Annotated in this window: 18 protein-coding genes; 4 read left to right on the forward strand and 14 right to left on the reverse strand. The window is 69.3% G+C overall.

The features are described 5' to 3' along the window. Positions 1-26 precede the first annotated feature (26 nt). The 7 genes from ACIPWY_RS21820 to ACIPWY_RS21850 form a co-directional block, all read right to left on the reverse strand. Positions 27-644, reverse strand: a complete 618-nt coding sequence (locus ACIPWY_RS21820; protein ID WP_362906699.1) for an NAD(P)-binding domain-containing protein — start codon at positions 642-644, stop codon at positions 27-29. A 118-nt stretch (positions 645-762) separates the two neighbouring features. Next, positions 763-1737: a zinc-dependent alcohol dehydrogenase family protein gene (locus ACIPWY_RS21825; RefSeq protein WP_401534480.1), complete on the reverse strand. Its 975-nt coding sequence runs from the start codon at positions 1735-1737 to the stop codon at positions 763-765. 395 nt (positions 1738-2132) lie between these two features. Next, positions 2133-3140, reverse strand: coding sequence for a nucleoside hydrolase (locus ACIPWY_RS21830; RefSeq protein ID WP_401534482.1), 1008 nt, complete (start codon positions 3138-3140; stop codon positions 2133-2135). Then, entirely contained in the window at positions 3137-4183 is a 1047-nt protein-coding gene (locus ACIPWY_RS21835) for an ABC transporter substrate-binding protein (RefSeq protein ID WP_362906705.1), read from the reverse strand. The genes ACIPWY_RS21830 and ACIPWY_RS21835 overlap by 4 nt, the downstream gene beginning before the upstream one ends. Next, on the reverse strand, positions 4180-5199 hold the full coding sequence (locus ACIPWY_RS21840) for an ABC transporter ATP-binding protein (RefSeq protein ID WP_362906707.1): 1020 nt from the start codon (positions 5197-5199) through the stop codon (positions 4180-4182). Before ACIPWY_RS21840 ends, ACIPWY_RS21835 begins: the two co-directional genes overlap by 4 nt. A 38-nt stretch (positions 5200-5237) precedes the next feature. Then, positions 5238-6026, reverse strand: a complete 789-nt coding sequence (locus ACIPWY_RS21845; RefSeq protein ID WP_362906710.1) for an ABC transporter permease — start codon at positions 6024-6026, stop codon at positions 5238-5240. Then, entirely contained in the window at positions 6023-6847 is an 825-nt protein-coding gene (locus tag ACIPWY_RS21850) for an ABC transporter permease (RefSeq protein WP_393702730.1), read from the reverse strand. Before ACIPWY_RS21850 ends, ACIPWY_RS21845 begins: the two co-directional genes overlap by 4 nt. Positions 6848-7073: 226 nt before the next feature. Between ACIPWY_RS21850 and ACIPWY_RS21855 the strand changes: the two genes are divergently transcribed. Continuing rightward, entirely contained in the window at positions 7074-8081 is a 1008-nt protein-coding gene (locus ACIPWY_RS21855; protein ID WP_362906714.1) for a LacI family DNA-binding transcriptional regulator, read from the forward strand. 116 nt (positions 8082-8197) lie between these two features. On the opposite strand, the gene ACIPWY_RS21860 is transcribed toward ACIPWY_RS21855, so the two are convergent. Next, on the reverse strand, positions 8198-8557 hold the full coding sequence (locus ACIPWY_RS21860) for a nuclear transport factor 2 family protein (RefSeq protein WP_362906716.1): 360 nt from the start codon (positions 8555-8557) through the stop codon (positions 8198-8200). Between the two features lie 25 nt (positions 8558-8582). Continuing rightward, positions 8583-9368 carry an SDR family oxidoreductase gene (locus ACIPWY_RS21865; RefSeq protein WP_401534487.1) on the reverse strand — a complete coding sequence of 262 codons (786 nt, stop codon included), beginning with the start codon at positions 9366-9368 and terminating at the stop codon, positions 8583-8585. A gap of 106 nt (positions 9369-9474) precedes the next feature. Between ACIPWY_RS21865 and ACIPWY_RS21870 the strand changes: the two genes are divergently transcribed. Next, positions 9475-9990 carry a helix-turn-helix domain-containing protein gene (locus ACIPWY_RS21870; protein ID WP_362906720.1) on the forward strand — a complete coding sequence of 172 codons (516 nt, stop codon included), beginning with the start codon at positions 9475-9477 and terminating at the stop codon, positions 9988-9990. Here the strand turns inward: ACIPWY_RS21870 and ACIPWY_RS21875 are convergent. The 5 genes from ACIPWY_RS21875 to ACIPWY_RS21895 form a co-directional block, all read right to left on the reverse strand. Next, on the reverse strand, positions 9954-10421 hold the full coding sequence (locus ACIPWY_RS21875; protein ID WP_401534489.1) for an SDR family NAD(P)-dependent oxidoreductase: 468 nt from the start codon (positions 10419-10421) through the stop codon (positions 9954-9956). The two genes, ACIPWY_RS21870 and ACIPWY_RS21875, sit on opposite strands and share 37 nt — an antisense overlap. A gap of 54 nt (positions 10422-10475) precedes the next feature. Beyond that, the gene (locus ACIPWY_RS21880) at positions 10476-12734 is read right to left on the reverse strand and encodes a helix-turn-helix domain-containing protein (RefSeq protein WP_401534491.1); all 2259 of its coding nucleotides are present in this window, start codon (positions 12732-12734) and stop codon (positions 10476-10478) included. A gap of 464 nt (positions 12735-13198) precedes the next feature. Further along, positions 13199-13645, reverse strand: coding sequence for a hypothetical protein (locus ACIPWY_RS21885; RefSeq protein WP_401534494.1), 447 nt, complete (start codon positions 13643-13645; stop codon positions 13199-13201). 495 nt (positions 13646-14140) lie between these two features. Then, positions 14141-14521: a hypothetical protein gene (locus tag ACIPWY_RS21890; protein ID WP_383887213.1), complete on the reverse strand. Its 381-nt coding sequence runs from the start codon at positions 14519-14521 to the stop codon at positions 14141-14143. 205 nt (positions 14522-14726) lie between these two features. Next, entirely contained in the window at positions 14727-15185 is a 459-nt protein-coding gene (locus tag ACIPWY_RS21895; RefSeq protein ID WP_362906727.1) for an ATP-binding protein, read from the reverse strand. Positions 15186-15500: 315 nt separating this feature from the next. Between ACIPWY_RS21895 and ACIPWY_RS21900 the strand changes: the two genes are divergently transcribed. Beyond that, the gene (locus ACIPWY_RS21900; protein ID WP_362906729.1) at positions 15501-16367 is read left to right on the forward strand and encodes a helix-turn-helix transcriptional regulator; all 867 of its coding nucleotides are present in this window, start codon (positions 15501-15503) and stop codon (positions 16365-16367) included. Then, on the forward strand, positions 16364-16633 hold the full coding sequence (locus tag ACIPWY_RS21905; protein ID WP_362906731.1) for a DUF397 domain-containing protein: 270 nt from the start codon (positions 16364-16366) through the stop codon (positions 16631-16633). The genes ACIPWY_RS21900 and ACIPWY_RS21905 overlap by 4 nt, the downstream gene beginning before the upstream one ends. The last annotated feature ends 7 nt before the right edge of the window (positions 16634-16640 follow it).

Here is a 16640-nt window from a genome sequence, read left to right on the forward strand (position 1 = left end):
GCCGGGGGTGAGCGAGGTCCGGGTCGTCAGCCGGCGTCCTGAAGCAGGAAGTGCCGTGCGCTGAGCGGGCCGTCGAGCTGCATGAGGCGCCCGCCCTCCCGCAGGCCACCAAGGTCCAGTGCGGCGAATCCGAACTGGTCCAGCAAAGCGGACACGGCCGCCTTCGCGTCGGCGTCGTCACCCGCGTAGAAGACCACCTGGCGGCCTTCCTCGTGCTGGGGGTCCGCGGCGATGAATGCGGCGAACAGGGTGTTGAACGCCTTCACGATCCGCGCTCCGGGGAGGCGGTGGGCGACCCATTCGCTGCCCGTGAGGTCCCCGACGTCGTACCTGCCTCGCCAGGGGTTGGCCTCGGCGAACTGATTCGTCGTGTCGACGACGATCTTGCCGGACCAGTCGGTGAGGCTGGTCAGGTCCGGCACGGCGAAGAACGGCACCGCGAGGAAGACGAGGTCCGGCTGCGCCGCCTCCTCGGCCGTCACGGCGCGGGCCTTCGGCCCCAGCCGCTCCGCGAGCGCCTTGAGTGTCTCCGGGCCCCGGCTGTTGCCGATGAGTACCTCATGTCCGTGACGGACGGCCTTGTCGGCGACGGCCCGGCCGATCTCTCCCGCGCCGAGAACGCCGATCGTGCTGTGTTCGGCCATGCTGACCATCCTTGATCGTGTGTCGGGGGTCGTCCCGGCACCCCGGCAGTGGTGTGTGATCGGCTCCGGCCGCCTCCTGTCGGGATGGTCCCGGCCTCGGTGGCAGGTGTGGCGGCGCCTACGCGCGATGCGGGTTGAAGTCCAGGAGGACCTTGCCCTTCTCCCGGAAGTAGGCGAGCGCCTCGGGGAAGTCCGCCGCCTTGTAGACGGGCGCGGAGGGCAGGACGAGTCTTCCCTCGGAGACCAGCCGCGCGGACTCCGCGTTGAGAGCCGGAAGCCGGGGAAGAAACTCGTCCTGGTACATCCAGAATTCCTTCGTGCTGATGTTCTTCGTCCTCAGCACGTCAGGATCGGGCGTGAACGGCCGGCCGCTCAAATACCCGTAGACCGCCAGCAGGGCTCCGTCGGTCAGTACGTCCAGCAACAGTGCGGTCGCCGCTCCGCTGACACCGTCAAGGCCGAGGAGCACCGGATCGGAGCCGATGGCTTCCCGCACGCGCGAGCCGGCGTCCGCCGAGTCGACAACCACGATGTCGGCGCCGAGATCACGGAGTTCGCTCACGAGTTCCGCGCGACGAACGATGTTGATCGTGCGCAGCCCTCGTTCCTTGGCGAACACGATGACAGACCGGCCCACCCCGCTGTTGGCCGCGTTCTGCACCACCCAGGAACCGGCCGGAAGGTCACGCAGGCCGACCAGGAGCCCCGCGCTGACGGGATTGATGGTGAGCATCGCCGCCTGTTCAAGGCTGATGGACCTGTCCACGACCGTCAGGTCTGCTGCCCTGGCCACGACCCGCTGGGACCAGGAAAAGACGCCGAAAGGAAGCAGGACCCTGTCGCCAGGGCTGACCTCCATGACGCCGGGCCCTACGGACAGGACCGTCCCGACACCCTCGTTTCCGATAGCCGCCGGCAGCTCAGGACGTACGGGGTAGACACCTTGCGCCAGGAGAAGGTCGTGGTGGTCGAGCGGGGCGTACTCGACCTGGACCAGCGCCTGTCCGGCGGCGGGAGCCGGGGGCTCGGGCACGTCCACCACCTTCAGGCTCTTCTCCGGCTCCCCGAACTGGGTGAGGAGAATGGCGAGCATGGGGAAGGCTCCTTGCTTGGTTCTGCTCGGCCCGTGAAGTGCGCGGTGGACCCCTGGGCGACGAACCGACGGGCTTCGGCCGGACCGTTCGGAGGCCTGCAGAGAGCACAGCCCACCGACACCATGCCACCTCGCGGTTTGGTCGGATTTGTACTTACTAGTAAAGAACCCGAACCGGGGCACTGCAACCGGAGAGGCACCCGCCCTGCCCGGCCCGGCCCGGCCGCCAGCTGCTGGTTGAACCCCCGCTGCTACCGCCCTGCTCACTCTCACCGTTCCGGCAACCACCGCCCACGCCGCCGAGCGCGGCGTCCGCTCCGACGGTCGGCTGTCGGGGGCGGGGCCCTGTCGGCCGGGGACGGCACTCAGGTCACCGAGTGATCAGTGATCGGTCGTCACTGATCGCTGGTCACTGATCGCTGGTCAGTAGCTGTAGCGGTCCGGGTGGCGCCTCCGTAGTGGCGCAGCAGGCGGGACGTCAGGAACGCGCGGAAGGCCGCGGTGTCGACGCCGGTCGCGATCTTCGCGTTGTGCGGCAGCCCCGTACGGCCGTGCACATCGGCGATGAGCTTGCCTCGGGAGAACTCGCCGCCGCACTCCACGGTCACCCAGGCATCCGTCCACTCGATCAGGCCGGGCCGCACGGCCGCCGCCACCGCGAGTGCGTCATGCACCGCGCAGGCTGCGACGCCGTGGCGCTGCTCGTAGCGGGTGGCGAGATGGGCGAGCATCCGGCCCGCCGCATCGGTGACGGGCGCGCCGCCGGCCAGCAGCTGGGCGATGTCGTCCCGGGTGGTCAGCGCCTTGCGGGTGACATCGAGACCCACGATCCGCAGCGGCACGCCGGCCTCGGTCACGAATCGGGCGGCCTCGGGGTCGGCGAAGAAGTTGAACTCGGCCGACGGCGTGACGTTGCCCGGTGCGAAGGCCGCCCCGCCCATCAGGACGATCTCCTTGATCGAGGCGGCGGCCTCCGGGTGGGCGTGAAGGAGGGACGCGATGTTGGTGAGCGGCGCGGTCGCGATGACCGTGGTGCCCGCGGGCCCCCGCTCACGCAGCTGTCCGGCCAGCCACTCGACGGCGTGGGTCGCGTGTGGCGTGCGCGCGGACTGCGCGAGTGCCACTCCCCCGAGCCCGCCCGCACCATGGACGGGCTCGTCCGGGACGCGCACGGCGCGGGCGAGCGGCCCGGCGTGTCCGCGCAGCACGGGTACCCGCGCGTCCACGCCGATCAGGTCGCACAGGGCCAGCGCGTTGGCGACGACCTGCCCGATCCCGACGTTACCGGCGACGGTGGTGATGCCGGTGACGTCGAGTTCGGGGGAGGCGAAGGCCAGCATCAGCGCGACGGCGTCATCGATGCCGGGGTCGCAGTCGATGACGACCGGTTCGGGGTGTGTCACCCGGAGACCTCGCGCTCGAAGCGGTCGACCCAGTCGTCGTTGTTCTTCGCGGCGAGCTTGAGGTCGGGGATGGTGAAGCCGTCCGCCGCGGGGTCGGTCGCCGCGTCACCCACGACCTTGGTGATGTCCGCGGGGATCCTGGCGTCCTTGTTGACCGGCTTGTCGTGGAAGGTGGCGGCGGCCTTCTCCTGAGCCTCCTTCGACAGCAGGTAGTTGATGAACTTCTCCGCGCCCGCTTTGTTGTGCGCGCCCTTCACCAACTGTGCGGTGTTGGAGACCACGTAGCGGCCCTTGTCGAGCGGTGCCCAGGCGATCGGCTTGCCGGCCTTGACCGGGTCGATGGCGAACAGGTCGAGTGCCGGGGCCATCTCCACCTCGCCGCGCTCGAGGAGGCTGACGACCTCGGTGCTGCGGCTGAAGTACTTCAGCACGTTGGTGGTGTTGCCGGACAGCTTCTTGAACGCGGTGTCGGTGTCCCGGGGGCCCGAGCCGAAGGTCGCCGCGGTGCTGTAGAGGAAGGGGACGCCGGCGCTGGTCGAGATGTCGGGGAGAGCGATCTTGCCCTTGTGCTCGGCCTTCCAGAGGTCCTTGATGCCCGGCGCCGATGAGACCTTGTCGCTGCGGTAGAGCATGCCGAGCAGCTGGTACGTGTACGCCGGGGCGTAGCCGTCCTTGTCCTTGGCGAAGGCGTGGATCTTCTTGAGGTTGGGGACCGCCGAAGGGTCGATCTTGTCGAACAGGCCCTGTTCCCGGCCCTGCCGCGCGAAGAGGTCGGAGATCATGACGACGTCCACGTCCGGGTCGGAGCGCTTCAGCCTGAGCTTGGTGAGCCGCTCGGCGTTGTCGCCGCTCTCGATCTGGACCTCGATGCCGGTCTCCTTCTCGAACGGCTCGACGATGTTGTTCTCGAACTGGTCGACGCCGAAGCCGAAGGTGGAGACGGTCAACCTCTTGGGGTCCTGCTGCCCGGAGGCCGACCCGGCGCAGCCGGCGAGCGGGAGGATCAGCACGGTCACGGCAGTGGTGGTGGTGAGTCGTCTCATGGGGCGGGGAGCTCCTGCTTCGTCCGGGGAAGATCGATCCGGGGAAGATCGATCGTGTGAGCGGCGGGGAGGTGGAGGCGGATCTGCTGGCCGGTGCGCAACTCGAAGTCGCTGGTGGTGGCCAGGACGGTGCGTCCCTGGGACGCGGCGGTGACGACGCAGTCGGTGCCGCGGAACCGGACGGCGGTGAGGTCGGCGTCGACCGTGGTGCCGCCGGCGGGCGCCGGGGATCCGGGGGTGAGAACGTCGACGTGTTCGGGCCGGATGGTGACGGTTCGGCCGTCCGGCAACTCGACGAAGTTCTCGTAGCCGAGGAATTCGGCGACGAAACGGTCGGCGGGGGCGCGGAACACCTCGCGCGGGGCGCCCTGTTGAGCGACAGTGCCCTGGTTGAGGATGACCATGTTGTCGGCGAGTTCCAGGGCCTCCTCCTGGTCGTGCGTGACGAGGATCGCGGTGAGCCCCGTCTCCTTCTGGATGCGGGCGAGTTCCTGGCGCATCTGGACGCGCAGGCGCGCGTCCAGGTTGGACAGGGGCTCGTCGAGGAGGAGCACCGAGGGGCGTACGGCGATGGCCCGGGCGAGCGCGATGCGCTGCTGCTGACCGCCGGACAGCTGCTTGGGCTTGCGGCCGGAGAGGTGGGAGAGACCGACGAGTTCCAGGGCCTCGCCGACGCGGGTGCGCAGCTCGCGGTCCGGAACACCCCGCATCTTCAGCCCGAAGCCGACGTTCTTCTCCACGCTCATGTGGGGGAAGAGCGCATAGGACTGGAAGACCATGCCGATGTTGCGGCGCTCCGCGGGAAGCCGGGTGGCGTCCTCACCCTCGAGCAGGATGCGGCCCGAGGTGGGTTCGAGGAACCCGGCGATCATGCGCAGGGTGGTGGTCTTGCCGCAGCCGCTGGGCCCGAGAAGCGCGGTGAACTCCCCACGGCGTACGGTCAGATCGAGGTCCCGTACGGCCGCCGTGCCCGCGAACTCCCTGGAAACGGCGACGAGTTGAACCACTGAAGTCATGGTCGGCTTCCTGTCCTTGCGTATGGCGCTCATGGTGCTCACCGGCTGAAGACCTTGTTGAACCCGACGAGGCGCTCCGTCAGCAGGGCCGCGCCGACCGTGGCGGCGAGCAGCAGTGTGCTCACCGCGGCCACCACGGGGTCGTAGGAGTACTGCACGTAATTGAGCATCTCGACGGGCAGCGTGGAGGTCCCTGGCCCCTTGAGAAGCAGGGACAGCGGGACGTTGTTGAACGAGGTCAGGAAGGACAGCACGGCCGCCGAGACGATGCCTGGCGTCATCACCGGCAGCGTGATCGCGAAGAACGTCCGGAACGGTCCGGCGCCCAGGCCCCGGCCGGCCTCTTCGAGGGCCGGGTCCGACAGGGCGAGCGAGGCGCCCGTGACGCGCACCGCGTAGGGCAGCAGCAGGACGGTGTGGCCGATCAGGAGCGCTCCGAGTGCCGTGATCCGCATGGTCACCATGAGCTGCTGGAAGAGCGCGAAGCCCAGAACCAGCTCGGGCACGATCGCGGGGGAAAGGAAGAGGGTCTCGACCGCCTTGCGCCCCCGGAACTTGTGGCGCTGCACGGCCAGGGCCACCGGAATGCCGAGCGCGAGCGCGAGCACTGTCGCGCCTGCGGCCACCATGGCGCTGGTCGCCAGGCCCTGCTGGAACGAGGTGTTGGAGAGAGCCTGGTCGAACCAGCGCAGCGAGAATCCGGGCGTGGGGAACTCGACGGTGTCGCCGGAGGAGAAGGCGATCGCGACGACGAGCAGAACGGGCCCGAGCAGAAACGCCATCGCAAGGGCGGACAGGAGAGAGAGAACGGGGCGTCGGCGTATCACGACGTGGCCACCTTCGCCGATATCTTGCCCGAGGCCCACCCGACGACGAGCACCAGTACGGTCATGATCAGTGCGACGGCGCCGGCCCCGCCCCAGTCCAGCTTCACGTTCGCGTAGTTGTAGAGAAGTGTCGCCAGGGTGCGGTTGCGGGTGCCGCCCAGCAGCATCGGCGTGGTGAAGGCGGTGACGGCTCCGGCGAACACCAGGGTCGCCCCCACCAGGACGCCGGGCAGCGCGAGCGGCAGCACGACCTGCCGGAAGGCCCGGCCCGCGCTCGCGCCCAGGCCGCGCGCGGCGTCCTCAAGTCCCTGGTCGATGTGCGAGAGCGAGCTGTACGAGGTGAGGATGACCAGCGGCATGAACAGTTGAGTGAGCCCGGCGACCAGGGCGAACTCCGTGTAGAGCAACTGCGGTGGACGGTCGGCGAGGCCGGTCGCCGTGGCGAAGTCGCTGATGAGGCCGTTGCGGCCGAGGATGACCAGCCAGGAGAACGTCCGCACCACCGTGCTGAGCAGCAGCGGAAAGACCGCGAGTGCGAGCAGCAGGCCCTGCCGGCTCTTGGGGGCCCGGGAGATGAGATAGGCCGTCGGAAAACCGAAGACCAGACAGACAACGGTGACGGTGACGGCCACGCGTACAGTGCGGGCAAGCACCTCCAGCACGTAGCCGTCGGTGAGCATGCCGCCCAAGTCGCCGAGTACGTCCGGGTTCTCGGCGGCGGGCGGTGCGAAGAGCGTCGTCACGAAGGGGAACACGAAGCCGAACGCCAGCAGGCCAAGGCCGGGCGTGAGCAGCAGCCCCAAAGTGGCCTTCCGGGACACGACCACGCCTCCTCTCTTCTACGATCTCTGTCGGATTTCTTTTCGGATCTTCTCGGGCCCGCTTCTCGGAGCCCGCTCCTCCGAATTCCTACAACCGGTTGCTGCAACCGGTTGCAACAACCGACCGAGAAGGACCATACTTTCGTACGAAGCGAGGCGTCAACGCGCTCGTATAAAGATCTGGTTACACACGCTGTAAAGGTCCGGTTACACGATGGGGGGCGAGATGGTGACGCTTGCAGACGTCGCACGGGCGGCGGGAGTGTCGAAGGCGACCGCGTCGCGGGCATTGAGCAGGCCCGACATGGTGGCCCCCGGCACGCGCGAACGGGTCACGGCAGCAGCCGTAGCCATGGGCTTCGAGTTCAACGCGAGCGCCCGGGCCCTGACAACCGGGCGCACCGGACTGATCGGCGTCCTCGTGCCCAGCCTCGCCAACCCCTACTTCGCCCCGATCGTCACGGGCGTGCAGCGCGCGCTCTCCGAGCAGGGCGACAACATCCTGCTCGCCGTGTCCGAGGGCTCCCAGAGCAGCGAGCACGAACTGGCGGGCAAACTGGCCTCCCGCGTCGACGGCCTCGTCTTCATCGCGCCGCTCAGTCCGGACGCGGCGATCCGCGCGTTCACTTCGAGGCTCCCGGTCGCCACCGTCGACCGGACCGTGCCTTCGGTGCCCGGCGTACTGGTCGACACCCCCGGCGGCGTCGCCGACATCGTGACGCACCTGGCCGGCCTCGGCCACCGGTCCGTCGCCTACGTGGGCGGGCCGGCCGGCTCATGGATGGCCGAACGCCGGTGCGCCGCCGTCGAGGAGGCCGCCCGTCGCACCGGAGTCGACATCAGGGTTCTGGGCCCCGTCCCACCCCGTATCGATGCGGGCCTGGCCGTCGCCGAGCGCATCGCCGCCGACCGCGACGTCACCGCCGTGGTGGCGTACAGCAGTTACCTGCTCCTGGGTCTCCATCTGGGCCTGCGCGACGCGGGCGTACGCGTCCCCGAGGACATCAGCCTGGCCGCTTCGGACGACCTGACCGCGATCAGCACGGACCGTCCCGACACCACGACGCTCAAGGTGCCCCTCGAAGAGGCCGGCATCGCGGCCGTCCGCCTCCTCCACGAGCCAGACCCTCCCAAGCGGGCCCGACGGGTGCGTATCGCAACGGAGTTGATGGTCGGCGGGTCGACGGCGCCCGCGGCCGATGTGCCGCCCGCCGTGGTGCGGGCGAGCGAGTGAATGGGTGAGTGAGTGAGGCGAGGCCCGCGTGTGTACGTTGCCGTCGCTGAACCGCAGCACGCCGAGTCCGGCGACGCGGCACGCGGGACGGCGGAGGCCACGGCGCGGGAGGGGACTCAGGGTTCGATGACGAGGCGTTCGATGAGGTCGTCTCGGAGCGTGAACCGGTAGCGCAGATCGACGGTGCCTCCGGGGAAGTTGCCTGCGAGATGGTGGGTGGCGATGTAGTGGGTCGCGTCGATCTGCTGCGCGTTGGTGAGGTGGCTGGTGTAGGTGAATTCGGTGGCGGACCGGTCGAGCCATCCCTCGATCGACTCGGCGCCCTCGTAGGCGTGGCCGTCGTCGATCACCGTGGCTTCACCGGTGAACGCCGTGATTGCGCCGGCCGTGTCGTGGGCGCGGTGCGCTTTCAGGTACCGGGTGATCACCTCGGGCAGGGCGTCCGGAGTGATGGTTCGGGGCTGGTTGTCGTGCATGACGCTCCTTGGGGTGGTGGCCGGTTCAGACGGTGGGGGTGGTGCCGCCGTCGATGACGTGTTCGGCGCCGACGATGGCCGAGGCGCGGTCGGAGACGAGGAAGGCTACGAGCTCGGCGACCTCCTCGGGCCGGTTGGGACGGCCCAGCGGGATGCCGCCCAAGGAGTCCATGAGCCGGCCCAGGGCCGCTTCCTGGGAGATGTCCGCCTCATGGGCGATCCGGGCAACGAGGTTGTCGGCGGCCGAGGTCTGCACGAAACCGGGCGAGACGGTGTTGACGCGGACGCCGTGCGGGGCGACCTCGTTGGCCAGGCCTTTGCTGTAGGTGGTCAGGGCGGCCTTGGCGGCGGCGTAGGCCAGGGTCCCGTTCCACAGCGGCATGCGGCGCTGGATCGAGGTGACGTGCACGAGCGCACCCTTGCCCGTGGTGATCATGTGCGGCAGGAGCGCCCGGTCCAGCCGGACGGCGGCCAGGAGGTTCGTGTTGAGTTCCCTGGCCCAGTCGTCCTCGCCGAGTGCCGCGAACCCTCCGGCCGGCGCTTCGGACCCGCCGAGGGTGTTGACCAGGATGTCGACGCCTCCCACGCGGGTCTCCACCTCGGCGACCACATGGGCTGCACCCTGGGCGGTGGACAGGTCGGCGGCGATGAACGCCTTCTCCTCGACGTCGTCGGGGCGGCTGCGGGCGGTGACCAGTACGGTCGCGCCGGCCTGGGTGAGCCGTCGGGCGATGGCGGCTCCGGTGCCCTTGGTGCCGCCGGTGACCAGAGCACGCCGGCCTTCGAGGGATTCACTGATGGATGCGCTCACGGTGTGCTCCGTTCCCGGGCGCGGGCGCAGAAGGCGCCGCTCCCGTCATTACCGATAACTGCTAAAATAGAAGCTACTAACTTCGACTTTAGCAGTAACTGAGGAGATGGTCGCCGTGGCAAGCCGGATCAGGCTGGAGGACCGGGAGTGCCCGCTGTCCACGACGGTGGAGCACGTCGGCGAGTGGTGGACGCTGCTGATCCTCCACGACGCCTTCGACGGCTACACACGCTTCGACCAGTTCCAGGAAAGCCTGGGCATCTCGTCCAGCATGCTCACCACCCGGCTGAAGTCCCTCGTCGCGGACGGGCTCCTGGAGCGCCGGCCCTACCAGACCAACCCCGTTCGCCACGAGTACGTCCTCACCGAACTCGGGCGCTCCCTGCGACCGGTGATCGTCGCCCTGGCCGCGTGGGGCAACTCCCGCCTCACGCCGGCCGAACGCAGCATGATCCTCATCGATGCCCACAACGGCGAGGAAGTCGAGCCCGTCGTCGTCGACGCCAAGACCGGCCGCCGACTCGACGACAGCGACGACTACGTCTTCACGGCTGGTCCCGCAGCCGGCGACGCCATGCGCAACCGCTACGCGACACGACCGGCCGCCCCGGCGAAGGCGTGAGCCGGCCGCCCCCACGGAGGCGTAGGACCTGGACCGGAAGAGCGCCGAACGACCTTGAACAGGGCCGGACGCCACGTCCGGACGCCCGTACAGGCTGCGCGCCCGCTGCAGCACGGCGGCGTCGATGGTGGCGCGATCGGTGACGTCGATGCGGATCGCGCCGACCTCGTGTCCTGCCCGCGCAGCTCGTCGCGCAGGGCTTCGAGCGCCCGCACGTTGCGTGCGCCGGTGACGAGCCGCGCACCTTGAGAGGCGAAGCGCCGGGCCACGGCGGCGCCGATGCCCTGGCTCGCGCCGACGATCCGGGATCGCAGCGCACACCCGGGTCCGGAATCCCCACCGGTCAAACACCAGAGTCCCCGCCGACCGAACACGCGGAGTCTCCACCGGCCAAGCCCCCAGAGTCCCCACCGAACACGCGGAGTCTCCACCGGCCGAACACGCCGAACAGCAGGCGGAGTTGCGGAATACCCGCCCTGCGCGGCTCAGGAGCCTTCCATGGACAGGGCGTGGAAGCGGTCGTGGGCTGCGGTGTCACCGATCTCCGCGTGCATCCGCGCCACCAACCCGTAGGTGTGGCGGCTCTCGTCCACCCGCCCGTCCTCGGCGAACAGGGCCGCCAGTGCCTCCAGGGCGCGGGCGTGGATGTAGTCGGCGTCGAACGACGCCATGAGACCGGCCGCCTCGGTGAGGGCGGTGATCGCTTCGACTCTGCGGCCGAGCAGCGCCAGACACTGGCCGATGAACGACAGCGTGTAGGGACGTAGATGTGCCGCGATGCTCGGTGTCATCCCGGATTCTTCGTCGCTCACCAGCACGAGAGCGTGTCGGTACTGCTCCAGCGCTTCAGCGTGGCGCCCGGTGTCGCGATAGCAGTGGCCGAGGCTGGTGGCACACGTGTAGGAGGCGTGCGCATCCTTGAGGGAAGGAGCCAACTCGGCTGCCCGGGCTGCGGACTCGGTGGCCTCGTCGAGCCGCCCGAGCTGGCGCAGCGCACTCGCGGAGTACACGTGCGACCACACGACCTGTTCCGTGGCGCCGCCACGAACAGCGAGGGCCCTCGCTTCCGCCGTGTACCGAAGAGTCGTTTCGTGGTGCGCTGGGGGCTGTCCGTGCACCCAGGCCAGGTAGTTCAACTGGGCGGCCTGCTGGGCCAGGTCACCCAGCGCGGCCGCGGCCTGCGCGCCCAGGGTGAACACCTCTTGCCAGTGCGGGCCGTGGACCCACCGGTCGGAGAACCAGTGCATCGACTCGGCACAGTCGAGGACGGCCGTGTGCTGCCCGCTGTTCGCCGCGGCTCGCAGCGTTCCCATCCAGTTGTCCACATTGTCCCGCAGCCACCGGTCGGCCTCCGGCTCGCGAGCGAGAACGGCGAGATCCGGATCGGGCCGCTCGGGCCTGCCGTAGCCGGGTTCGAACCAGCGTCCCGCCATCGTGGCCATGCGCAGCAGCCACGACGTCACCGTGTCCGCCACCGCCCGACGTTCGGCTGATGGCTCCTCTTCCTGGAGCCGGTCGCGGGCGAACAGGCGGACCAGGTCGTGGAAGCGGTAGCGGCCCGCGGAGCCGTCCTGCAGCAGGCCGAGGTCGACGAGGTCGTCCAGCGCGTCCCAGGCGCCCTCGATCGGCACCCCGCCGGCGACGGCCGCGAGGATCGCGTCGAAGTCCCGGCCGGGTATGACGGCAAGTCGCCGGAACAACCGCCTTGCGACGGGGGCGAGTTGCTCGTACGACATCCCGAAGGCATTGGCGATCTTCAGGTCACCGGCCTTGAACTGGTGCAGGCGGCTCTCCTCGTTCTCCAGCCGGCCCGCGAGTTCGGCGGGGTCCCAGTCGGGCCGGCTGGTCAGCCGGTTGCCGATGATCCGCAGCGCCAGGGGCAGCCCACCGCAGAGCTCGGCGAGCCGGATCATGGACGGCGCCTGGTCGGTTGCACGGCGCTCGCCCACGATCCCGGCCAGCAGCTTCGTGGAGTCCGGCAGGGACAGCGGACCGAGGACGAGCCTGCGAACTCCCTCAAGGCCGGCCAGTGATCGTCGCGTGGTGATCAGGACCCGGCCCGCACCGCCTCCCGGCAACAGGGGCCGTACCTGCGCTTCGGACGCGGCGTTGTCGAGGACTACCAGGGCCCGCTTGTCGCGCAACAGTGCCCGGTACAGCACGGCCCGCTCCTCGGTATCGCCGGGGATGTGCTGATCAGCGACGCCTAGCGCGTGCAGCAGCAACCGCAGCGCGTCATCGGCGGCCGGTGGCCGCTGGGACATGCCATACAGATCGACGAAGAACACCCCGCCGGGAAAGCTCGGGCGTACGGCCTGTGCGGCGCGCACGGCGAAGGAGGTCTTGCCCAGACCTGCCGACCCGGTGACGAGCCCCACCACTCCGACACCCGGTGCACTTTCGGCGTAGACCAGCTCGCTCATCCAGATCAGTTCCGCACCGCGGCCGGTGAAGTCCTCGACTGTGCGCGGCAGTTCGCCGAGACCTCCGGGGCGTGTCCAGTGATCCCGCAGCCGGCCGCTGCGGGCCAGATCGATCAGTTGTCGGCGAGCATCCTCGTCGAGCGCGAGCGCGCCCGCCAACGCCGCCACGGTGCGATGCTGTGGCCCCTTGCTGCGGCCGCGCTCCATGTCCGACAGTGTGCGGACACCGACCCCGGATGCCTCGGCCAACTGCTCCAACGTCAAGCGCGCCGCGCGCCGGTGAGCACGCAGCACCTCCCCGAAGCCCAACTCCTCGGTCACGGGTGGCCCCACCCCCCTCCCGGTTGCCAACGGACTCACCGCCCGCCAAGCCCCACGCACACGCGAACCGCCCCCGGTTGCGCACGTTTTATCACGTCTGCGCATCGGCAGAGAAGGGAGCATTGGCTCACCCAAAGCCACACCGCGCCCCCGGCCCCCTCCCCCTCAGACGGTCTCGCGAGCGATCAACTCCGCCTGGAGCAGCATGCGCAACTGGGCTCTTGTTGCCCTCCCGGACAAGGACCAGGCGAATAGGCAACCAGGCAACCAGGTCCAGGAAGGCCCGCTCGGTCTCGCCAGGGCCGACAGCGTGATGGCAGGTGCTGCACTGACCGGCTCACATGCTGGCGGCCGAGGCGACAAGTCGTCGGGCATCAACTGGCGGGTCCCGCAGGAGGAAGCGCAGGGGGTCCATGCAGTAGGCCAGTGCCCTGGCGAGGTTCGGGGATCGTCTGTTCAGCCGCTCAGGTCTGGCACTGCGCCGTGCCGGCGGTGGACCAGCCGCTCCAGGCGCCCCCGTCGGCACGGGCATGTACGCGAATCTCGACCTTCACGGGCCCACACGGCCGGGTCGAGCTTCCCACCTCTGTGGGCTCGACGGTTCCACCCGCCGGGACATAGGTGCGACCGCTGCCCAGCTTCACCCAGTAGCCACCGGAGACGACTCGGAAGTACGCCTCGTAGGAGACGTTCACCGCCCTCGACCCCGTGTTGCGCGCCTTGATGTACGCCGTGATCTCCCGGGTGTAGATCCTGCCTTCCTTTCCGCGTTGGGCGCTGATGCAGCCGTTGACGGCCACGCGGCCGGTCGACACACCACCGCCGCAGGCGACTGCTGCGGCGTGAGCGTCGGCCGGAATGGTCAGGATGGTGAGCGCGGCAGCGCTCAGGATTGTTCCGATACGCCTCATATGCACAACCCTGCTCCCTTCGATCATGATTGCCTCAAAGGAACCATTACGTATCGAGGAGTGGAGGGGCTGCGGCTCATCGAGTGCTTCACTCCAACGGAAGCGGACAGTGTCCCTGTACGCGAGGCAGAACTGCGGACGGCACGTTCTCCGCGACGAATCTCGACATCGGCGGAGTGCGACGCCCGCGCGGGCAAGGTGCACTCGACACCCTCGCCACGGCCCTACCAACTGGTCCACGTATCTGGAGCAGACCATCGTTGCGGCACAGCAGACGGAAGAGATCGCGGAGGAGTTCGCGGAGGACATCGATGTCCCCCAGCTCGCCTTTGAAGTGGTTACGCTCCTGGAGATGGCCAACGCCGAGTCCGTCCCGCACGACGAGTTCGCCGGCTACGACAAGGCAGCCACGGCCATCCTGGACCGGCTGCGCGGCGCCGGCGGCCGCCGTCACCGGCCGGGTGGATCAGAGATCTGGTACATCACCGAGAGGGATCACCGCACCTCGTCGCTCTTCGAAGACAAGGGCCCCCAGGTGTACCGGACGCGCACGCCGTGGTCGTGGAGCCAGACGGTCTCGCGGTTCCGCAGTTCGTGCGCGGACTCCGGGGCGATGGCGCTGGGCCAGCGGACGAGTACCGCGGTGACGTGGCCTGTCTGTACCAGCTGTCTCACACGCCGCCACCCTCTGCGCCGGGCCGGGTCGGGCTCACCGTACGTGTCGGTGACGACCTCGGCGATCGCCAGTCCGCGCTCCTGGGCGAACGCCTGGCCTTCGGTCTGCGCGCACTGCGTGGCTGCCCCGCGCGCGCCCTGGGCTCGGTCGGCGCATACGTACAGCACGACGGGAGGAGCGGTTTCGCTGTGGGGGGTCATGGGCGCCTTCTGTAGGGGGATCGAGGAGAAGGGGTTCCTCGCCGCGTGAAGGGGACGTAGCGGGGCCGTACGGTGCCGGCGGCGGTCTCTGCCGTCGGACGGAGGAGTTGGTCCGGTGCACAGCAGGCCGGGCCCGGCCACGCCGCATCCGGGCTGTCAGTGCCCGGGCGGGCGCCACATTCGGCGCCGGCCGGTGCCCACGGCGTCAGGGGTGAGCTGTCAACTCCGCCCAGACGACCTTGCCTTCGGCCCGCGTCGAGCGTGCGGAGCCCCAGCGGTCCGCGAGTTGCTGGACGAGGAGCAGGCCTCGTCCGCTCTCCTCGCCGGGTCCGGCGTGGTGCTCGGGCGGGCGGACCAGGGTGCCACTGTCGTCGTGGAGTTCGATGCGCAGGCGCCGCTCGTCGCCGGTCAGCGTGAGGCCGCACAGGACATGTCCGCTGGCAGTGTGGAGTACGGCGTTCGTGGTCAGCTCGGAGACCAGCAGCACCGCGTCGCAGCATGTGTCGCCGGGCACCTTCCAGGCACGGAGCCGGTCGCGCACGGTGTCGCGGGCGGATCTCGCGCTGGTGCGCAGGGCGGGCAGGCCGAACCAGAACTCCCGACGAGGCACGGTCGCGCCTAAGGCGGGGGTCAGGGCCGGGGCCGAGGGCGTGGGGAGAGTCACGGATGTCGCCTTCCAGCGCCTTCCGGGGGACGGGCGCGGTGCGGGGATGCGGGCTGCAGCTCGAGCGGTGAGAGGCGCGCGCCGAGGAGGGCGCCCCGCGGTGGGGTGCCGACGACGGCATCAGCATCACGCGTCCCGTCCGGGCCGGATGCTGCGTCAGAGCTGTGACTTGACCGCTCACGAGTCAACTATGCGCGTGATCACACTCAGGCTGCAACCGACTCCCTGATAATTTCAGCAGTTGGATATCACCCTGGCGTCGTCATCAAGTCACTGTCAGAATGGCGGTGTTGATGATCCCTCAGGAGGTTGGGCGTGAGCGAAGCCCGTTCCGGCACCAGCGCGCCGACAGTCCTGCGTATGATCCTCGGCCGCCGGCTGCAGGACATGCGGCTCGGCGCCGGCGCCTCGCTGGAGGACGCGGCAAAAGCCCTGCGCGTGAAGACCCTGACGATCCGTCGGCTGGAGAAGGCCGAGGTCGCGCTGAAGCCTCTCTATGTGGAGAAGCTCCTGGAGACCTACGGCGCGGACCGTCAGGAGATCGACGAGTTCGTCGACCTGGCCGAGCAGGCCAACGAGCCCGGCTGGTGGCACTCCTACCGCGATGTCGTCCCCAGCTGGTTCACCGCCTACGTCAGCCTGGAGACGGGCGCCAAGACCCTGCGCACCTATGAACCCCAGTACGTCACCGGCCTTCTGCAGACTCCCGACTACGCACACGCCGTGCTGCGCGGCGGGTTGCCGAACGGCAGCGAGGAGGAGATCGCGCGCCGCGTGGAGCTGCGGCTGCGCCGCCAGAGCCTGCTGGAGCGGGCTGACGCCCCCACGTTGTGGGTGGTCATGGAGGAAGCCGTCCTCCACCGGCCGGTGGGCGGCCCCGACGTGATGCGGGAGCAGATCGAGCGGCTCCTGGACATGTCCGAGCTCGCGCATGTCAGCGTCGACATCGTGCCCTTCGCCGCAGATGCGCACGTCGGAGCGTGCGCCCCGTTCACGTACTTCCGGTTCGAGGAACCCGAGCTGCCCGACATCGTCTACAGCGAACTCCTGTCCGCCTCCGTCTACTTGGACCAGCGCGAGGACGTGGTCGCCCACCTCGAGGCGCATTCCCGCCTATCGCTGCAGACGTCGTCCGAGGACAGCAGGGCGCTCTTGAACCACATGCGCAAGGAGTACTCATGACGATCACCGACGAGGGTGTCTACAACGGCATGCCGGCCCGCAATCTCGGGGAACAGGGCTGGGAGCGTCCCTGGAGCGGGCCGAACGGCGGTCAGTGCGTCGAGACGAAACAACTCGCCGACGGCCGCGTGGCCGTACGGCAGTCGACCGACCCGGCCGGGCCGGCGCTGATCTACACGCCGGAGGAGATCGCCGCGTTCCTCCGCGGGGTCAAAGAGGGCCTGGCCGATCACTTGGCCGCCGGGTCAACCGGCGGCGGGCAGTAGCAGTAGG

It is taken from the genome of Streptomyces sp. NPDC090032, from assembly GCF_044748025.1.
Taxonomy (GTDB): domain Bacteria; phylum Actinomycetota; class Actinomycetes; order Streptomycetales; family Streptomycetaceae; genus Streptomyces.

What these genes read in the sequence shown, in the direction of transcription:
- ACIPWY_RS21840 (WP_362906707.1), bottom strand. Translation starts at nt 5,199, where the DNA reads ATGACTTCAGTGGTTCAACTCGTCGCCGTTTCCAGGGAGTTCGCGGGC.
- ACIPWY_RS21890 (WP_383887213.1), bottom strand. Translation starts at nt 14,521, where the DNA reads ATGACCCCCCACAGCGAAACCGCTCCTCCCGTCGTGCTGTACGTATGC.
- ACIPWY_RS21825 (WP_401534480.1), bottom strand. Translation starts at nt 1,737, where the DNA reads ATGCTCGCCATTCTCCTCACCCAGTTCGGGGAGCCGGAGAAGAGCCTG.
- ACIPWY_RS21820 (WP_362906699.1), bottom strand. Translation starts at nt 644, where the DNA reads ATGGCCGAACACAGCACGATCGGCGTTCTCGGCGCGGGAGAGATCGGC.
- ACIPWY_RS21885 (WP_401534494.1), bottom strand. Translation starts at nt 13,645, where the DNA reads ATGAGGCGTATCGGAACAATCCTGAGCGCTGCCGCGCTCACCATCCTG.
- ACIPWY_RS21860 (WP_362906716.1), bottom strand. Translation starts at nt 8,557, where the DNA reads ATGCACGACAACCAGCCCCGAACCATCACTCCGGACGCCCTGCCCGAG.
- ACIPWY_RS21855 (WP_362906714.1), top strand. Translation starts at nt 7,074, where the DNA reads ATGGTGACGCTTGCAGACGTCGCACGGGCGGCGGGAGTGTCGAAGGCG.
- ACIPWY_RS21835 (WP_362906705.1), bottom strand. Translation starts at nt 4,183, where the DNA reads ATGAGACGACTCACCACCACCACTGCCGTGACCGTGCTGATCCTCCCG.
- ACIPWY_RS21870 (WP_362906720.1), top strand. Translation starts at nt 9,475, where the DNA reads ATGGTCGCCGTGGCAAGCCGGATCAGGCTGGAGGACCGGGAGTGCCCG.
- ACIPWY_RS21905 (WP_362906731.1), top strand. Translation starts at nt 16,364, where the DNA reads ATGACGATCACCGACGAGGGTGTCTACAACGGCATGCCGGCCCGCAAT.